This window comes from Nocardiopsis oceanisediminis (genome assembly GCF_048595525.1).
Taxonomy (GTDB): Bacteria; Actinomycetota; Actinomycetes; order Streptosporangiales; family Streptosporangiaceae; genus Nocardiopsis_A; species Nocardiopsis_A oceanisediminis.
The window spans coordinates 3,904,957-3,921,392 of record NZ_JAFMZJ010000001.1 but is presented as its reverse complement, the minus strand read 5'-3'; the positions used below and the strand labels follow the sequence as shown (position 1 = coordinate 3,921,392).

At 77.2% G+C, this 16,436-nt stretch carries 14 protein-coding genes; 9 read left to right on the top strand and 5 right to left on the bottom strand.

The genetic code is table 11. The features are described 5' to 3' along the window. Positions 1–75 precede the first annotated feature (75 nt). The 5 genes from J0910_RS17545 to J0910_RS17525 all read left to right on the top strand — a co-directional run bounded on the left by J0910_RS17545 (position 76) and on the right by J0910_RS17525 (position 6,280). On the top strand, positions 76–996 hold the full coding sequence (locus tag J0910_RS17545) for a dihydrodipicolinate synthase family protein (RefSeq protein ID WP_420159604.1): 921 nt from the start codon (positions 76–78) through the stop codon (positions 994–996). Between the two features lies 1 nt (position 997). Next, positions 998–1,999 (top strand): proline racemase family protein, encoded by a 1,002-nt coding sequence (locus tag J0910_RS17540; RefSeq protein WP_420159603.1) that lies wholly within the window; start codon positions 998–1,000, stop codon positions 1,997–1,999. Positions 2,000–2,280: 281 nt separating this feature from the next. After that, positions 2,281–3,759: an alanine/glycine:cation symporter family protein gene (locus tag J0910_RS17535; RefSeq protein ID WP_420159602.1), complete on the top strand. Its 1,479-nt coding sequence runs from the start codon at positions 2,281–2,283 to the stop codon at positions 3,757–3,759. 73 nt (positions 3,760–3,832) lie between these two features. Continuing rightward, positions 3,833–5,383 carry an aldehyde dehydrogenase family protein gene (locus J0910_RS17530; protein ID WP_420159601.1) on the top strand — a complete coding sequence of 517 codons (1,551 nt, stop codon included), beginning with the start codon at positions 3,833–3,835 and terminating at the stop codon, positions 5,381–5,383. Between the two features lie 489 nt (positions 5,384–5,872). After that, on the top strand, positions 5,873–6,280 hold the full coding sequence (locus tag J0910_RS17525; RefSeq protein WP_420159600.1) for a DnaJ family domain-containing protein: 408 nt from the start codon (positions 5,873–5,875) through the stop codon (positions 6,278–6,280). A 168-nt stretch (positions 6,281–6,448) separates the two neighbouring features. Here J0910_RS17525 and J0910_RS17520 read toward each other — a convergent pair whose 3' ends face one another. The 3 genes from J0910_RS17520 to J0910_RS17510 all read right to left on the bottom strand — a co-directional run bounded on the left by J0910_RS17520 (position 6,449) and on the right by J0910_RS17510 (position 8,029). Further along, positions 6,449–7,012, bottom strand: a complete 564-nt coding sequence (locus J0910_RS17520; protein WP_420159599.1) for a S1 RNA-binding domain-containing protein — start codon at positions 7,010–7,012, stop codon at positions 6,449–6,451. Between the two features lie 54 nt (positions 7,013–7,066). Further along, positions 7,067–7,486 (bottom strand): hypothetical protein, encoded by a 420-nt coding sequence (locus J0910_RS17515; protein ID WP_420159598.1) that lies wholly within the window; start codon positions 7,484–7,486, stop codon positions 7,067–7,069. 144 nt (positions 7,487–7,630) lie between these two features. Continuing rightward, positions 7,631–8,029, bottom strand: a complete 399-nt coding sequence (locus tag J0910_RS17510; protein ID WP_420159597.1) for a cupin domain-containing protein — start codon at positions 8,027–8,029, stop codon at positions 7,631–7,633. A gap of 52 nt (positions 8,030–8,081) precedes the next feature. Here J0910_RS17510 and J0910_RS17505 point away from each other — a divergent pair, with 52 nt between their 5' ends. Then, on the top strand, positions 8,082–9,068 hold the full coding sequence (locus J0910_RS17505) for a GlxA family transcriptional regulator (RefSeq protein WP_420159596.1): 987 nt from the start codon (positions 8,082–8,084) through the stop codon (positions 9,066–9,068). Positions 9,069–10,637: 1,569 nt separating this feature from the next. Here J0910_RS17505 and J0910_RS17500 read toward each other — a convergent pair. Then, entirely contained in the window at positions 10,638–11,402 is a 765-nt protein-coding gene (locus tag J0910_RS17500; RefSeq protein WP_420159595.1) for a helix-turn-helix domain-containing protein, read from the bottom strand. Positions 11,403–11,436: 34 nt separating this feature from the next. On the opposite strand from J0910_RS17500, the gene J0910_RS17495 reads away from it, so the two are divergent. The 3 genes from J0910_RS17495 to J0910_RS17485 all read left to right on the top strand — a co-directional run bounded on the left by J0910_RS17495 (position 11,437) and on the right by J0910_RS17485 (position 15,175). Further along, entirely contained in the window at positions 11,437–11,874 is a 438-nt protein-coding gene (locus J0910_RS17495) for a VOC family protein (RefSeq protein ID WP_420159594.1), read from the top strand. Positions 11,875–11,959: 85 nt separating this feature from the next. After that, positions 11,960–12,853 carry a homocysteine S-methyltransferase gene (mmuM, locus tag J0910_RS17490; protein WP_420159593.1) on the top strand — a complete coding sequence of 298 codons (894 nt, stop codon included), beginning with the start codon at positions 11,960–11,962 and terminating at the stop codon, positions 12,851–12,853. A gap of 258 nt (positions 12,854–13,111) precedes the next feature. After that, on the top strand, positions 13,112–15,175 hold the full coding sequence (locus J0910_RS17485; protein WP_420159592.1) for a protein kinase domain-containing protein: 2,064 nt from the start codon (positions 13,112–13,114) through the stop codon (positions 15,173–15,175). A gap of 327 nt (positions 15,176–15,502) precedes the next feature. Here J0910_RS17485 and J0910_RS17480 read toward each other — a convergent pair whose 3' ends face one another. Further along, positions 15,503–16,420 carry a LysR family transcriptional regulator gene (locus J0910_RS17480; protein ID WP_420159591.1) on the bottom strand — a complete coding sequence of 306 codons (918 nt, stop codon included), beginning with the start codon at positions 16,418–16,420 and terminating at the stop codon, positions 15,503–15,505. Between the last annotated feature and the right edge of the window lie 16 nt (positions 16,421–16,436).

The window sequence follows — 16,436 nt, the reverse complement described above, 5'->3', positions numbered from 1 at the left end:
GAGGCCGCCCGCTCCGCCGCCCCATGAGACCACCACCGCCGTGCACACCCCCGCCGAAACCGACAAGGAGTCCCGATGACCGAAGAGAGACTGGACGGCGTCATCGTCGCCACCGCGCTGCCCTACGCCGAGGACCCGGCGGCACCCGCCGGGCTCCGCGTCGACCTGGACCGCTACGCCGAGCACTGCCGCTGGCTGGTGGAGAGCGGCTGCCGCGGCGTCGGCCCCAACGGCTCCCTCGGCGAGTACTCCTCGCTGACCGCCGAGGAGCGGCGCGCCGTGGCGCGCACCGCGATCGAGGCGGTCGGCGGCGACGGCGTCGTCGTGGTCGGGGTGCACGGCGTCGGCGCGCACCAGGCCCGGGAGTGGGCGGAGAAGGCCGCCGAGGACGGCGCCGACGGCGTGCTGTGCCTGCCGCCGACCATGTACCGGGCCGGCGACGCCGAGGTGGTGCACCACTTCGAGCAGGTGGCCGCGGTCGGCCTGCCGGTGATGGCCTACAACAACCCGATCGACACCAAGGTCGACATGCGGCCGGAGCTGGTCGCCGAGATCGCCGCGATCGACAACGTCGTCGCGGTCAAGGAGTTCTCCGGCGACGTCCGCCGGGTGCTGGAGCTGCGCGAGCGCGCCCCCGGGCTGAACGTGGTGGCCGGCGCCGACGACGTCGCCCTGGAGGCGCTGCTGATGGGCGCCACCGGCTGGTTCGCCGGATTCCCCAACGTCTTCCCCGCCGAGTCGGCCCGCCTCTACGAGCTGGCGCTGGCCGGGAAGCTGGAGGAGGCCCGGGCGCTGTACGAGCCGCTGGTCGCCGCGTTCCGCTGGGACTCGCGCACCGAGTTCGTGCAGGCCATCAAGTACGGCATGGACATGGTCGGCCGGTACGGCGGGCCCTGCCGGCCGCCGCGCGGCCCCCTCGGCGCGGACGCGCTGGCCGCCCTGGAGGCCGACATGCGCCGCGCCATCGACCACCTGACCGCGAACCCGGCGGCCTGACATGCGCGCCGCACGCTACTTCTCCGCGGTCGACTCGCACACCGAGGGCATGCCGACCCGGGTGATCACCGGGGGCGTGGCCCCCGTCCCCGGGGCGACCATGGCGGAGCGCCGCACCCACTTCGCCGAGCACCTGGACCACATCCGCGAGCTGCTGGTCAACGAGCCGCGCGGGCACCCGGCGATGAGCGGGGCGATCCTGCAGCCGCCGCTGCGCCCCGACGCCGACTGGGGCGTCCTCTACATCGAGGTCTCCGGCTGCCTGCCGATGTGCGGGCACGGCACCATCGGGGTGGCCACCGTGCTGGTGGAGACCGGGATGGTGGAGGTCACCGAGCCCGTCACCCGGGTCCGGCTGGACACCCCCGCCGGGCTGGTCACCGCCGAGGTCGCGGTGGAGGACGGCCGCGCCGCCGCGGTCACCATCCGCAACGTCCCCTCCTTCTCCCTGGAGCTGGACGCCTCGGTGCACGTCCCCGGCCTCGGCGAGGTCGGCTACGACATGGCCTACGGCGGCAACTTCTACGCCATCGTCGACGCCGGGAAGCTCGGCATCCCCTTCGAGAAGTCCGCCAAGGACGAGATGATGCGGGCCGGCCTGGCGGTCATGGCGGCGATCAACGAGCGGAACCGCCCCGTCCACCCCGCCGACCCCGCCATCTCCGGGTGCAAGCACGTGCAGATCACCGCGCCGGGCCGGGACGGCTCCGACGCCCGCAACGCGATGGTGATCCACCCGGGCTGGTTCGACCGGTCGCCCTGCGGCACCGGCACCAGCGCCCGGATGGCCCAGCTGCACGCGCGCGGCGAGCTGCCGCTGGGCCGCGACTTCACCAACGAGTCGCTGCTGGGCACCCGGTTCACCGGGCGCCTGCTGGAGGAGACCGAGGCCGGCGGGGTGCCGGCCGTGGTGCCCGCGGTGACCGGCAGCGCCTGGATCACCGGCATGGGGCAGTACCTCCTCGACCCCCGGGACCCGTTCCCCCGGGGCTTCACCCTCTGACGCGGGGCGGCCGCGCGCCGCCCCGCCGCTCCCCGGCCCCGCCCCGCGCACCGCCGCCCCCGCCCCCGGCGGCCGGGGCGCCCACCGCGCCCCGCGCCCGCCCCGGACGGGCGGCCGCGGGGCGGGGCCCACCGGGCGGAACCGCGCACCGCGGTCCACCGCCACCGGCGCCGCCACGGCGCCGCATCCCCCCGCCGGGCTCCGCGCGGAGCGGCACCCGGGCGCCCCGACCGCGCCCGCCGCCCCGGGGCCCTCCCACGGACGACCGAGAGCTGGTCCGTATGGAAATCCTCGTCACGATCAACGACTGGCTGTGGAACCCGCTGGTGGTGCTCGCCCTCGGCCTGGGCCTGGTCCTCACCGTGCTGACCAGGGGAGTGCAGTTCCGGCTGCTGCCCGAGGCGGTCCGCCAGATCCGCGCGGGCAAGACCGGCGGCCGGGACGCGGAGGAGGGCGTCTCCTCCTTCCAGGCGCTGATGCTCACCCTGTCCAGCCGGGTCGGCGTGGGCAACATCGCCGGCGTGGCCACCGCGATCGCGGCCGGCGGGCCCGGCGCGCTGGTCTGGATGTGCGTGATGGCGCTGGTCGGCGGCGCGCTCGCGTTCGTCGAATCGACCCTCGCCCAGATCTACAAGAGGAAGGTCGACGGCCGGTTCCGCGGCGGCATCCCCTACTACATCGAACGGGGACTGGGCCTGAAGCCGCTGGCCGCGGCCGCCGCGCTCACCGCACTCACCCTCTACGGGGTGCTCGCCCCCGGCATCCAGGCCAACAACATCACCGCCGCGGTGCGGACCGCCACCGGCACCGACCCGTGGATCACCGGCGCCGTGCTCACCGCCGCCTTCGGCTACGTGGTCTTCGGCGGGCGCAAGCGCATCGTGGCCGTGGCCGACACCCTGGTACCGGTGATGGCGGCGGGCTACCTGCTGGCCGCCGTCGCGGTGCTGGCCGCCAACGCCCCGGCGCTGCCGGGCGCCGCGATGCTGGTGCTGGGCAGCGCCTTCGGCACCGACGCGGCGTTCGGCGGGATCGTCGGCGCCGCCGTGGCCTGGGGCGTGCGCCGCGCCCTGTTCTCCAACGTGGCCGGCGTCGGCGAGGGCACCTACGGGGCGGCCGCCGCCGACGTCTCGCACCCGGTCAAGCAGGGGCTGGTGCAGGCCTTCTCGATCTACATCGACACCCTGCTGGTGTGCACCGCGACCGGCCTGATGATCGTGGTCACCGGCAGCTACAACGTGCGGACCGAGGACGGGAGGACGCTCGCCGAGCACCTGCCGGGAACCGAGGCCGGCCCGGCCTTCACCCAGGAGGCGGTCAGCTCGGTGCTCCCCGGCGCGGGGCCGGTGTTCGTCGCCGCGGCGATCACCCTGTTCGCGTTCACCACCCTGGTCGCCTTCTTCTACATCGCCGACACCAGCCTGGCCTACCTGTCGCCGCGCCCCGCCGCCCGGACCGCCCTGCGGGTGGCGATGACCGCGGTGACGATGTACGCCTCGGTGCAGTCCGCGGACCTGATCTGGGCCGTCGGCGACGTCGGGTACGCCTCGCTGGCCTGGGTCAACATGGTCTGCCTGATCTTCCTCGCCCGGCCGGCCCTGGCTGCGCTGCGCGACTACGACGCCCAGCGCCGCCGCGGCCTGGACCCGGTCTTCGACCCCGAGGCCGCCGGTGTCGCCGGCGCCGACTACTGGAGCGGCGAGGACGCCCCGGCGCACCGCGCCGCCCGGCGGTCCGCCGAGCCGCCCCGCGAACCGTGACCACCGCGCGCCGGCCCCGCCCGGGGCCGCCGCCCCCGGCCGGAACCGGCCGGGACGTTCGACAAGGAGCACGATGACCAGCGCAGACGAGAGAACGGGGCCGCGCGCGGCCGCCGAGACCGGCATCGACCCCCGCACCGCCGAGCCGATCGGGGAGCCGGTGCCGCTCTCCGCCCCCGGGGAGGCGGAGGCGGCCGCGCAGGCCGCCGCGCGGGCGGCGCCCGCCCTGGACCGGGCCGGGCGGGCGTTCCGCGCCGGACTGCTGCGCGCGGCCGGGGAGGCGCTGGAGGCCCGGCGCGCCGAGATCGTCCGGACCGCCGACGGGGAGACGGCGCTGGGCGCCGACCGGCTGGGCGGCGAGCTGACCCGGACCGTGCACCAGGCCCGGCACTTCGCCGAGGTGCTGGAGGAGGGCTCCTACCTGGAGGCGGCGATCGACCGGGCGGGCGGCACCCCGCTGGGGCCGGGGCCGGACCTGCGGCGGATGCTGGTGCCGATCGGCCCGGTCGCGGTGTTCGGTGCGGCCAACTTCCCGCTGGCGTTCTCGGTGCCCGGCGGCGACACGGTGTCGGCGCTGGCGGCGGGCTGCCCGGTGGTGGTCAAGGCGCACGAGTCGCACCCGGGGACGTCGCGGCTGGCGTTCGAGGCGCTGGCGGGGGCGGCCGAGCGGGCCGGGGCGCCGGAGGGGGTGCTGGGCCTGGTGCACGGCCGGGAGGCCGGGGCGGCGCTGGTGGCCGATCCGCGGATCAGGGCGGTCGGGTTCACCGGGTCGGCGGCGGGCGGCCGGGCGCTGATGGACATCGCGGCGGCCCGGCCGGATCCGGTCCCGTTCTACGGGGAGCTGTCCGGGATCAACCCGGTGGTGGTGACCGAGGGGGCGGCGCGGGCGCGCGCCGCCGGGATCGCGGCCGGGGTGCTGGCGTCGGTGACCGGCTCCGGCGGGCAGCTGTGCACCAAGCCGGGGCTGGTGTTCGTGCCGTCCGGGCCGGCGGGGGACGCGCTGGTGGAGGCGGTGCGGGAGGGCTTCGCCGGGGCGGGGGAGGCGGTGCTGCTCAACGCCGGGGTGCGCGCCTCCTACCTGGCGGCGGCCGAGCGGCTGGCCGGGCTGCCGGGGGTGCGGGTGCTCGCCGCCGGGCGGGACGGGCGGGGCGCGGAGGGCTTCCGGGCCGGGCCGCGGCTGCTGTCGGTGCCGGCCGGCCGGTTCGGCGCGGAGGCCGCGGAGGAGTGCTTCGGTCCGCTGACCGTGCTGGTCCGCTACGCGGGCGCGGAGGAGCTGGCGGCGGCGCTGGACCGGGTGCCGGGTTCGCTGGCGGCGGCGCTGCACTGCGATGGGGAGACGGAGGCGGAGGCCGCCGCCGAGCTGGCGGGGATGCTGCGGGAGCGGGCCGGCCGGGTGGTGTTCGGCGGGTTCCCGACGGGGGTTCGGGTGTCGTGGGCGCAGACGCACGGCGGCCCGTGGCCGTCGGCGAGCGCCCCGTACAGCTCGGTGGGGGCGAGTGCGATCCGCCGCTTCCTGCGCCCGGTGACCTGGCAGGACGCTCCGCAGTGGGCGCTCCCGGCCGAGCTGCGGGACGGCCCGGCGGGCGTTCCGCGCCGGGTGGACGGGCGGCTGGAGCCGGCCTGAGCTTGTTTTTCAACCTGGGGGCCGGGGCATCGGGGCGGCCGATGGGGGGAGGTGGCCTGTGATCGCCGCCCGCACCCGGCTCCGCCCGGCCCGCCCCGGCCGCCGAGGTCCTGCGCCGCTCCTGGGGGCGGCCCCGGGCGGCCGGGGCGGTGAGCCCGGCGCGGGTGCGGGGGGCTTTCGTGACGTCCGCGCGGAGGTGGCCCGTCCCGCCGGTGCGCCCGGACCCCCGGCCCCGGGTCCCGGGCGCCCCCCGGGGCCCGGAGAACCGGCGTCGGGCCGCCCCGTTGATCTTGGGGCTATCAGAGCGCTCTGATAGCCCCAAGATCAACGCGGAAGTGGGACGGCGGCGCACGGCCCGCTCCGGGGCGCTCCGCTCCGCCCCTTTCCGCGCGGCGCCGTGCGGTCCCGGCCGGACGGTTCCGCCGGGCGGGGTTACCGTCGGGAGGAGGGGCGGGGCGCCCCGCCCCCGGCGGCAGGGAGGAGCAGGACGTGACCGAGCGCAAGCCCGCGGGGATGGAGTTCGAGAGCTGGGTGGACAAGATGGTCCGCGAGGCGACCGAGCGCGGTGAGTTCGACGGCCTGCCCGGCGCCGGCAAGCCCATCCCGGACATCGACCGGCCCCGCGACGACCTGTGGTGGGTCCGCAAGAAGGTGCAGGAGGAGGGGGTGGCGCCGCTGCCCCGCGCGCTCCAGGTGCGCAAGGAGGCCGAGGAGGCCCGCGCGGCCGCGGTCGGCGCCCGCACCGAGGCCGAGGCGCGGCGGATCATCGAGGAGATCAACGAGACCATCGCCGAGACGGTGCGGGCGCCGCAGTCCGGTCCGGCGCTGAACATGATGCCGTTCGACGTGGAGCAGGTCCTGGCCGAGTGGCGGGAGCGCGGCGGGCGGGGCGGCTGAGAACCTGTCGGGTAGGCGGTTGGCCACGGGGTTCGCCCCGCGAGGCGCCCGCTCCGTCCGGCCCCCGCCCCCCTCTCGCGTCGGCCTCGGCGCTGCGGCCCCATCGGAGCGCTCTGGCAGGGCCGCGACGCCGAGACCAGCGGGGAAGCGGGGCGGGGCCCCGGGGGCTCAGGCCCGCCGCCGGGAGAGGGCCAGTCTGCGCCGCTCCCGGTCGATCGCGATGACGGTGACCGCGACCTCGTCGCCGGTCCGGACGGCCTCCGCGGGGTCCGCCACCGGCTCCGGGGCGAGTTCGGTCAGGTGGACCAGGCCTTCGATCCCGTCGGCGACCCGGACGAAGGCTCCGAACGGGACCAGCTTGGTGACCCGTCCGCGGAGTCTCCCGCCCACGGGTGTGCGGTCGGCGAACGCCTGGAAGGGGTCCGGGTGCAGCGCCCGCAGGGAGAGCCGGGCCTCCAGGTTCCGGGGGTCGAATCGGAGGAAGGCGCAGGAGACGCGCCGGCCGGGGCGGACGGCGTCGGAGGGCGATTCGATCCGCCGCCAGGACAGCTCGGGGACGGTGATGAAGCCGGTGCCGGGGAGGACCGGGTGGTCGGGGCCGTCGTCCAGCGCCACGAACACGCCGAACCGCTCGATCGCCGCGACGGTGCCGGAGAGGGTCTCGCCGGGGCGCAGTGATTCCAGGAAGGACCGGAGTTCCGGGTGCCGGGAGGGGCCGTCCGTGTCGCCCATGCGGGCCAGTCTTCCACGGCGGGCCGGGGCCCGGCGGGGAGGTTCGGGGCGGCGCTAGCCGGCCAGGTGGTGGAGGGCCGCCAGGACGGCCACCGCTGCCAGGACCGCCGCCGGCGCGCCGATCAGGACGGCCAGCAGGGTGGTGCGGCCGGGGCGGGGGACGGGGTGGAGGGCCAGGGCGCCGCGGTTGTAGACGGTCAGCGGCGGGGCGTAGTGCACGAGCAGCGGGTAGGGGCCCGAGGTGTCCACGGTCAGTTCGGCCAGGCCGGCCTTGATCCCGTAGTAGGAGCACCAGACGCGCAGGGTGCGGACGCCGGGCGGGACGGGCAGCGGGTTGGTTCCGGCGGCCAGCCGCCAGCGCCGCCCGTCCGCCTCGGCGATCACCGGGGTTCCGCCTCGGACCCCGGGGATCCGGGTGTGGTCCACCCGGAGCATCAGCCGGGGCGCCGGCGGTCCGGTCCATTGCGGCTGCACGGCCCCTCCAATACCCGGTGCGCGGCTTTCGGTGTGGTTCCTCCGGCATTGTGCCCTGTGCGGGGCGGGGGAGAGGAGGGCCGGTCCGGAACCGGCCGGGCCGGCGGCGCACCGGCCCGGCCGGGAAGGCCCGGGACGCGCCGGTCAGTCCAGCGGGCGGCCGGTGGTGGCGTGCACGTGGTCGGGGACCGGGCCGTGCCGGTCGCCGACGGTGCTGGTGTCGGACGGTTCGAACATCAGCATGGCGGCGCCGCCGGGGGAGGAGGGGCGGTGCTCGACGCCGCGCGGCACCACGAACACCGAGCCCTCGGGCAGGTGCACGGTGCGCTCCGCGCCGCCGGGGCCGTCGCGCAGCTCCATGCGCAGTTCGCCGTCGAGGACCAGGAAGAACTCGTCGGTGTCGTCGTGGGCGTGCCACACGTGCTCGCCGCGGGCCTTGGCGATGCGCACGTCGTAGTCGTTGACGCGGGCGGCGATGCGCGGGCTCCAGGGCTGGTCGAAGCGGGCCAGGGCGGTGCCGAGGTCGATGGGTCGGGTCGTCATGCCGGCCATCCTGGCCGGTGCCGCGGCGCCGCGGAAGTGGTAGGAATCGCCCATGTCGAAAGAATCGTCGCACCGGGTGGCCGCCATCGTGGACGAGGGGTCGAACCCGTTCGAACTGGGGGTGGCCGCCGAGCTGTTCGGGTTGCGCCGCCCCGAGCTGCCGGTGCCCTGGTACCGGTTCACCGTGTGCGCTCCCTCCCCGGAGGTGCGGATGCACCGCGGCGCCTTCACCCTGTCGGCGGCCGGCCTGGACGCCGCCGACGAGGCGGACACGGTGATCGTGCCCAACCGGCCCGATCCCGGGGCGGGCGCCTCGGCGGAGGTACTGGACGCGGTGCGCCGGGCCGACCGGCGCGGCGCGCGGCTGGTGAGCCTGTGCACGGGCGCCTTCACCCTGGCCGAGGCGGGGGTGCTGGACGGGCGGCGGGCGACGACGCACTGGCGGTGGGCGGAGGTGTTCCGGGACCGGTACCCGCGGGTGGACCTGCGCCCGGACGTGCTCTTCGTCGACGAGGGCCGGGTGCTGACCGCGGCGGGCAGCGCGGCCGCCCTGGACCTCTGCCTGTACCTGGTGGAGCGGGACCACGGGGCGGAGACCGCGGCGTCGGTCTCGCGCCGGCTGGTGTTCTCCGGGCGGCGGGACGGCGGGCAGCGCCAGTTCATCGAGGCCCCGGTGCCGGCGGTGGAGGACGCGTCGCTGCGCCCGGTGCTGGAGTGGGCGCGGGAGAGGGCCGCCGGCCCGCTGTCCGTGGCCGACCTGGCCCGGCGGGCCGGGGTGGGGCGGGCGACGCTGCACCGGCGGTTCCGCGCCGAGCTGGGCACCACACCGCTGGAGTGGCTGACCGGTGAGCGGGTGCGGCTGGCGTGCCGGCTGATCGAGCGGGGCGAGCGCGGCGCCGAGCGCATTGCCCGGCTGTCCGGTCTGGGCACCGGCGCCAATCTGCGGGTCCAGATGCGTCGCCGCACCGGCCTGACGCCCACCGGCTACCGGGCCCGGTTCGGACCTTCACGGTGGGACGCCCCGGAGTCGGCCGGATAGCACCCGGACACGGAGCCTCACGGGGTGGGGGCGGGCGGGCGGCGACGGCGCGGGTAGGGGCGGGGCCGGGCGTCTCGGCCGGGTGCGGCGTCTCGCGGAGTGAAGGCTCAAACCGGCGGCGAGAGCAGGGGGCGTGTCAGCCGGTCGGTCGGGTGCGGCGTCTCGCGGGGCGGGGGTTCAAGCGAGCGGCGACGGCGGAAGAAGGGGCGGGGTGCAGGTGTCGCCCGGGTGCGGCGCCTCGCGGGGTGAAGGCTCAAACCGGCGGCGATGGCAGGGGCGGGCCCGGCCGGTCGGTCGGGTGCGGCGTCTCGTGGGGCCGGGGGGCAAACGGGCGGTGAGGGCAGAGGAAGGGGCGGGGTGCAGGTGTCGCCCGGGCGCGGCGCCCCACAGAGCGAAGGCTCAAGCAAGCAGCGACGGCAGAGGTAGGGCGGGGTTCAGGCATCGCCCGGGCGTGGGCCTCGCGGGGTGGAGGCTCAGACCGGCGGCGATGGCAGGGGCGGGCCCGGCCGGCCGGTCGGGCGCGGCGCCTCGCGGGGCGAGGCACAAGCGGGCGGCGAGGGCGGGGGCGGCCGCTGAGAGGGGCGGGTTCGTCGCGCCCGCGTCGCCCCGGCGCCGGGGCGGGTCGCTCGGTGATCACCGGCACCTCTCTGACCTGGGTGAACACGGACAGTGATGGTGGCGGGGGGTGCCCTGCGCACCGCGAGAGCACCCCGGTGATTCCTGGGCGCGCATCCCGGGCCGGAACGGGCCTCCCGGGGCCCGAACGGCGCCGATAGGGGCGGTGGCCGGGGATCCGTGCCGCCGGGAAGGCCGGAAAGGCGGGGCCGGAACCCCGGGGAGGGCGGCGCGGGGGCGAGATGTCGCATTCGCCCTCCCGCAAGGCCCCGCTTCCGCCACTCTGCGTGACCAGGGAGGGGGCGGCGGGGCTTCCGGGGGTGCTACTCGCCGGTAGATGTCATCGGGGCCGCCGCCGAGGTGCGCAGGGCGCCCCCGGCCCGCCCGATCCCCGCCGGCGATCCGGCATAACGGACATAACCCCCTCTACTGGCAGGGCGCCCCTGGGCGCGCCGCCGGAACACCGCTCTCCCCCGCCGGGAACACGGGCCGGACCGGTGAACGCCACCCCCGGCCCCACTCCCGCCCTCGCCGCCCGTTTGAGCCTTCGCTCTGTGAGACGCCGCGCTCGGCCGGGGCGCCCGGCCCCGCCCCTTCCTCTGCCGTCGCCGCCTGCTTGAACCCCAGCCCTGCGAGGCGCCGCACCCGGGCGAGGCGCCCGGCTCCGCCCCTTCCTGCGCCGTCGCCGCTCGCTTGGACCTTCGCTTCGTGGGGCGCCGCGCCCGGCTGGGACACCCGCGCTCCGCCCCTTCCTGCGCCGTCGCCGCTGGTCTGAGCCTTCACTCCGCGAGGCGCCGCGCTCGGGTGGGGTCTGCACCCTGCCCCTTCCTGCGCCGTTGCCGCCGGTCTGGACCTTCGCTCCGTGGGGCGCCGCGCCGGGCGGGCCCCGGTCCCGTGTCCGCTGTACTGCCGGGATGCCTTGATCGCGCTGGACCGGGCTGGGGCGAGGGGCTTTCAGGGCGGGTTCTCCCGTGGGTGGTCTCGGGCCGGGGCGGCGGCCGCGCGCTCGGCGAGCAGGGCGGCGGGGGTGAGGCCGGACATCCGGCGGACCTCGCGGGTCAGGTGCGGCTGGTCGGCGTAGCCGGCGGCGACGGCCAGGTCCGCCAGGGGGCGGGCGGGGGCCGTGTCGGCGGCGCGCAGGAACCGCTGCAGCCGGGCGACGCGCTGCAGGGCGCGGGGGCCCAGGCCGGTGTGGTCGAGCAGGAGCCGGCGGAGCTGCCGCTCGGACAGCCCGACGGCGCGGGCGGCGCCGGCCGCGGTGGCTCCGGGCAGGGACAGGGCGTGCAGCGCGGCGCGCACCCGGGGGTCGGGCGGTGCGGCGGCGGGCAGGGCGGGGCGGGCACCGGACCAGACCTGCTCGGCGATGCGCTCGGCCTCGGCGCGGGGCAGCAGCGCGTCCAGCGGCAGGCCGGCGCCGCGGACCAGGCGGGCGGGCAGGCCCAGGGCGGCGCCGATGGCGGAGGTGCGCAGCCGCAGGCCGCGGATCCGGGTGTGCGGCGCGAGCAGCGGGACGTCGGGGTCGGCGGTCGGGCCGGCCAGCCGCGCGGCCCCGCCGGCGGTGACGATGACGTCGGCGCAGGCGTCGGGCAGGACCCGCTGGGGGTGGCCGCCGGGGGCGTCGCCGATGCGCTGCTCCCACTGGCAGGCCACGAGGGGGTCGGGAAGGGCGGGGCGGTGCTCGGTGTAGACCGAGGCGCGGCCGGTGTCCGGTTCGTTCAAGACGCGCGCCCCCTTCCGGTCCCATTATCGACCCATGGAACAGCGACTGGATTTCATCACCCTTTCCACCCCGGACCTGGACGCGGTGCGGGCGTTCTACCGCGACGGCCTGGGGTGGGCGCCGCTGCTGGACGTGCCCGGCGAGATCGTCTTCTTCCAGGTGGGGCACGGCCTGGTGGCGGGCTTCTTCGAGGCGGAGAAGTTCACCGCCGACATGGAGGGCACCGGGGCGCCGGCCGGCCCTTCGGGGCTGACCCTGTCGCACAACACCGGCTCCCCGGCCGAGGTCGACGCGGTGGTGGAGCGGGCGGTGCAGGCGGGGGCGCGGCTGGTCAAGGAGCCGCAGCGGGCGGCGTTCGGCGGCTACCACGGCCACTTCGCCGACCCGTGCGGGCTGGTCTGGGAGGTCTGCCACAACCCGGGCTGGAGCGTGGCCGCCGACGGGACGGTGCGCCTGGAGCCGGTGGAGTGAACCGGGCCGGCCCGGCGTGATCTCGGCGCTGCCGGGCGGGGACGGGCGCCGCCGCGCCGCCGGGCCGGAACACTAGAGTGAGGCCATGGACTCCCTCTTCGGCGATCGCGACGTCCTGGTCATCGACGGCGGGCTGGCGACCCGGCTGGAGCACCACGGGTGCGATCTCTCCGACGAGCTGTGGTCGGCCCGGCTGCTCCGGGACGACCCGGGGCTGATCCGCCGGGTGCACCGGGAGTTCTTCGAGGCCGGGGCCGACATCGCGGTCTCGGCGAGCTACCAGGCCTCCACCGCGGCGTTCGAGCGGCGGGGGGTGCCGCGGGCGGAGGCCGAGGGGCTGCTGCGGCTCTCGGTGCGCCTCGCCGAGCAGGCCCGGGACGAGGCGGGCGGCGGGCTGGTCGCGGCGGGCGTGGGCCCCTACGGGGCGTCGCTGGCCGACGGATCGGAGTACACCGGCGACTACGGGCTCGGCGCCGGGGAGCTCGCCGACTGGCACCGGGAGCGCTGGCACCTGCTCGCCGGCTCCGGCGCCGACCTGCTGGCCTGCGAGACGATCCCGTCCTTCGCCGAGGCGCGGGCGCTGGCCGAGCTGGTGCGCGAGACGCCGGGGGTGCGCGCCTGGGTGAGCTTCTCCGGCCGCGACTCCGAGCGGATCAGCGACGGGACGCCGATCGCCGAGGCGGCGGCGCTGTTCGCGGGGCTGCCGCAGGTGGTCGCGGTGGGGGTGAACTGCACGGCGCCCGAGTACGTGCCGGGGCTGGTGCGCGGGGCGGTGCGGGGCTGCGGGCTGCCGGGGGTGGCCTACCCCAACTCCGGGGAGGCCTGGGACGCCGGGCGGCGGGAGTGGAACGGCCCCGGCGCCCCGGAGGAGTTCGGGCCCCGCTCGGCGGAGTGGGTGCGGGCCGGCGCCCGGCTGGTCGGCGGCTGCTGCCGGACCGGCCCCGAGCACATCCGCCGAATCCGCGAACGGATTGCGTGAAACGCAACGGAATGGCCCGGACCGGGCGCGGAGCGGTTGTGCCGGGGGTGGTCCGCCGGCCCGCGCGGGTTTTTTCGGGAATTCCCTTTCTTCAGGTGCTGACCTGCTGGTTTCCCGGCGGCAAGGGGGGTGCGGAACGCGTATGAGGCTGCTCGGGCGCCGCTTCGGCCATTAGGGTTGATTTCTGGGACGCGGCCATTGGGCGGTGCCGGCTCCGGCGGCGGGCGGAACCGGGCGCGGCAGCCGATAGGGGAGAGCATGACGAAGGAGCCCAGGCGACTCGGCGAATTCGTCCTCTACCGGGAGCTCGGCCGGGGCGGGTTCGGCACCGTGCACTTGGGCGTCGACGGCCGCGGGCGCCGGGCCGCGGTCAAGGAGCTCCATCCGCACATGGTCGGCGATCCCCGGGCGCGCGAGCTGTTCCGCCGAGAGGTGGTGGCGGCGCAGGGGGTGCGGGGCTTCTGCACCGCGGCGGTGCTGGCCGCCGACCCTGACGCGCCGCGCCCCTGGATCGCCTCGGAGTACGTGGACGGGCCGACGCTGCGTTCGGCGGTCGAGCGGGAGGGGCCGCGCCGGGGCGCGGACCTGGAGCGGCTGGCGGTGCACACCGCGACCGCGCTGGCCGCGATCCACGCGGCCGGGGTGGTGCACCGGGACTTCAAACCGGACAACATCATCCTCGGCGAGGACGGGCCGCGGGTGATCGACTTCGGGGTGGCGCGGCTGGCCGAGGTGGGCGCGGCGGGCACCGCCCCGGTGGGCACGGTCGGCTACATGTCCCCCGAGCAGCTGGAGGAGCAGCAGGGCCACCGCCCGGTCACCGGAAAGGCCGACGTCTTCGCGTGGGGCGCGACGATGGTCTTCGCGGGCACCGGGGCGGCGGCGTTCCCCGGCGACAACGAGTACGCCCGGATGCTCCGGGTGCTCAGCGGGTCGCCGGTGCTGGGCGGGCTGGGCGGGGAGCTGCGGGCGCTGGCCGCGGCCTGCCTGGCGAAGGACCCCGACCGGCGGCCGACCGCCCGGGCGCTGGTGGACATGCTGGTGGGGGCGGCCGCGCCGCCGGAGCCCCCGGCGGCGCCGGCGACGGTGCGCACGGTCCCGGTGCGCCCGTCCGGCCCGGGAGCGGCGGAGCCCGCCTCAACCCGGGCCGCGAAGGTGCCGTTCCAGGCGCCGCCGGACGGGGCGTCGGACGCCCCCGCGCAGCGGGCGCCGGCGCTGCTCGCCGCCGCGGAGCAGCGGCTGCTGGACGGCGACGCCGAGGGTGCGGAGGGGCCGCTGCGCTCGGCGATCGCCGAGTTCGCCCGGGGCGGCGATGCGGGTCGGGCCGACTACGGCCGGATCCTCCTGGGCGACCTGCACGGCGTCGCCGGCCGGCACTCCGAGGCGTGGCGGCACCTGGAGGGGCTGCGCGCCCGGTTCGAGGCGTCCGGGCAGCGGCTGCACCTGGCGCGCTGCCTGCGCGGCATGGCGCTGCTGGACCACGGCGCCCTGTGGGGCGAGCCGTCCCGCGGCCACCTGGCGGGGCTGGTGGGTCGGCGCCGGCGGTCCGCGGTGCGCGGGCACCCGTGGGAGGTGCACGAGCGGGTGGCGCTGGCCGAGCGGTCGCTGGAGCTGTTCGCCGAGGCGGGCCAGGGGCGGGAGTGCGCCCGCACCCGGCTGGTACTGGGGCAGGTGCTGAGCGAGGCGGGGGAGTCGGAGCGGGCGGTGGACGCGTTCTCCCAGGCGATCGGGGCCTACCAGGGGCTGGGCCGGGAGGCCCGGTGGTGGGAGGCGCGGGCGCGGCGGATCGCCGGCCAGACCCGGTTCCACGCGGTGATGGCGGCGAACATGGCGGTGGGCATCCACACCGGCCCGGAGAAGGAGGGCTGGGAGCTGTCGCTGGTGCTGGCCAACGCGCGGCGGGCGGCCAAGCTGAGCGGGCAGGCCGGCGACCAGCGGGGGCGGATCTCCGCGCAGATCCTGCTGGCGCGGGTGGTGTGGGCGTCGCTGGGCCACGCCGACGTGGAGGTCGGGCCGGCCCCGGCGTCGGGCGCGGTGAGCGGATCGCCGTCGGGCCCCTCCACGCCGGGCGCGGCGGCCCGCTCGGCCTGGTACGACCGGATCACCACCTCGGAGGAGGTCAGCGGCCTGCTGGAGGCGAGCCGGGCGGAGGCCGAGGAGAGCGGGCTGCCCGGCCTGGTGGCCGAGGCCGGGCTGTGGCAGGAGCGGTTCTTCGAGAAGAGCCCCGGCCTGTACGCCACGGGGTGGGAGATGAGCAAGCGGTCCCGCCCGGTCCCGTTCCGGGAGAGCGGCCTGGGGCGCGGGGACCGCTGCGCGGTGTGAGCCGGAGGCCGGTCCCCGGACGGCTTCCGCCCGGTGGCGCGTCCGGTGCGGGACGGCGTCGGCTGCGCCGCGGTGCCGGCCTCGGCGACCGGTGGCCGCCGGTCCGGCACACCTGCATGCGGCCCGGTCCGCCCGGCCTGGTGCCGTGCCCGCCGACGCCGGCCGGGCGGCGCGGGTCCGCCGGATGCGCCCCGCCCCTCGGCGGGGTCGCGTTTTCAGCGTTCAGGGCGGCGGGCAGGGGGCCGGTGCCGCATCACCGCGCCCGTGCGGCCGTGCGCGCGGCCGCGGCCCCCGAGGGCGCCGGTGCCGCCGCCCGCCGGGCGCCCTTCAGCCGGGGCCGCCGCGGGACTCGCAGAACCGGAGGAACTCCCGGGCGCGGTGGTTCAGGCTCATGTGCCGGGGCCAGGCCAGCAGCACCGGTTCGGCGCGGATGGGCTCGGCGATCTCCTTGACCGCGACCCGCAGCCCTTCATGGGTGCGGTCGTTGGCGGGCCGCTGGACGAGGATGCCGTAGCCCATGCCGCGGCCGATCAGGGCGCGCGCGGTCTCGTAGGTGGTGGGCCGGTGGCGGACCCGGGGGACGACGCCGAAGCGGTGGAAGAGCGACAGGGTGTGGTGGGCGCTGGGGGCGGTGTCGAGCAGGACCATGGGCTCCTCGGCCAGGTCGCGCAGGGACACCTCGGGCAGGCCGGCGGCGGGGTGGTCGGCGGGCAGCAGCACGTGCGGCCGCACCGAGAACAGAACGGTGCGCGCCATCTCCGGCATGACGTCCATGTCGTAGATGACGGCGAGGTCCAGTTCGCCGCGGAGCAGCCGGCGCTGCAGCACGTCCTGGGTGTCCTCGGCGAAGTCGACGGTGACCTCGGGGTGCAGGGCGGCGAACCCCTGGAGCAGCGGCGGCAGCACGGTGGGGGCGAGGGTGACGTAGCAGCCCAGGGAGAGCACTCCGGTGAGGGTGCCGGCCCCGCTGGCCTCGGCCTCCAGGTCCTCGGCCTCGCGCAGCAGCCGGCGGGCCCGGACGAGCAGGCTCGCCCCGGAGGGGGTGAGGGTGATGCCGTGCGCCTTGCGCCGCACGCACAGCTGCACCTTGAGCGCGCGCTCCAGGTCGTTGAGGGCCAGCGAGACGGCGGGCTGGGAGATGCGCAGCCGCACCGCGGCCTCGCTGAGGGTGCCCGCTTCGGCGATCGCGACGAAGTAGGCGAGCTGCCGGAGCGAGAAGCGCGGCGGCGCCGGGGGTTCGGCCATCCTGCTCACCGGGTCT